We start from the raw sequence: 1,462 nt of genomic DNA on the forward strand, positions 1-1,462 counted from the left end.
CAATGCCGTTGACTTAGGGGTCTGATGGGGGTGCGACGGCCGCGATGACCTGCAGGGTTTCTGCCGGACGGCGGGTTGGCTGTGGTGGTCGTGGCCGGTCTGGGTTCCAGGACAGGAAGCGGGACATCTTGCGCTTCGCCTGACGGATCACGGCTCGAAGTCTGCGGGGCGGATTGATTTCTTCCTCGAGTTCACGGGCCATCGTGGACAGGTGCTGAGGGGGAAAAATCCCTGTTCAGCGAGGTGATGATCCGGCGGGCTGCCCGAAGGGCGGCGGCGAAGGAGAACCGGTCCGGATCGAGGGGTTCGCTGCGGTTCACCGCTGCTCTGTGCATCAGGACTCTCAAGCCGGTGTAGAGCACCAGGTGTGCGTAGATCTCTTGGAACACCAGGTCAGGGCTCTTGCTCGGCATGACGGTGCGGGTGCCGATCTGTGTCGTCTTCAGTTCGGCGAGAGTGTTCTCCACCTCCCACCGCTCGCCGTAGAGGGCGGCCAGTTCGGCGGCCGGTGCCGCTGCGGGGTCCATGAGGGTGGTGATGAGCCGGTAGCGTTCGGCCTGGCCACGGCCGGGGATGTCGAGGCTGTACTCGATCACCCGGACCCGGATGTCCTGGGGCGGTCGGACGCTGCGGCCCCTGCCGCCCTTCACCGTGGAGATCCACGAGCCGTCCGCAAGGACTTCCTCGACGGGCAGTTTCCAGATACAGGGGATCCGCCACAGCAGATCGGCGCCGGTAGCGGCCAGGTGCTGCCACACATGGGCTCCGGGCAGGCCACGGTCGGCCAGGACCAGCATGCCCGGCCGGAGCGAGCCGGCAAGCCGCTCGGCCAGGACGCGTTCTTTGATTCGGTAGGAGTCGACCACGGCGTCGCAGACCACGTGGGTTCCGGACTCGACCAGCACCATGACCCGAGCCAGCGGATATCCGGTGGGCCCCTTGCCAGCCTTGGTCCGCAATCGTCCCAGCCCGGCCTCGTTGGCCTCCGTGTCGGCGGCCTGCAGCGTCGTCCCGTCCAGGGCCATCAGCCGCAAGCCTCGCCAAAACGCCCCCGGCGTCCGCTCATCGGCCACCGCCGCCCCGGCATGAAGCAGCAGCTCACGCAGCACCTCCACCCCAAGGTTCTGGCGGGCACGGAAGATTGCTGCCTTGTCCGGGACCCGCCAGGCACCCCACCCGTCCTCGCGCCGGACTGCCTCGGCCAGCGTCCGCAGGACCTCCCGGTACGGTTCGCCGGAGAACAACGCCCGCGCGAGCACGAAGTACACCATCAGCCTCGGCGGCAGCAGCCGGACCCGCACCTCACCCACCCGGGACTTCGCCAGCACCGCGTCCACCAGCTCCGGCGGGAACACCTCTGTCAGGTCCCCCAGCCCGATCCGGTCCACCAGCCGAGCAGCCATCAGACACCACCCCCTGGTATCTGTTGAACCGCCAAATAACCCCAAAGTCAACGGCATTG

The 1,462-nt window shown here is 67.5% G+C and carries 1 protein-coding gene; it reads right to left on the bottom strand.

What is annotated here, in order from left to right:
* Window positions 1–191 precede the first annotated feature (191 nt).
* On the bottom strand, window positions 192–1,462 hold a 1,271-nt coding region (locus AB0O21_RS40435), incomplete at its 5' end, for an IS4 family transposase (RefSeq protein ID WP_365181020.1).

The sequence above is a fragment of the Streptomyces sp. NPDC091371 genome, assembly GCF_040684275.1.
Taxonomy (GTDB): domain Bacteria; phylum Actinomycetota; class Actinomycetes; order Streptomycetales; family Streptomycetaceae; genus Streptomyces.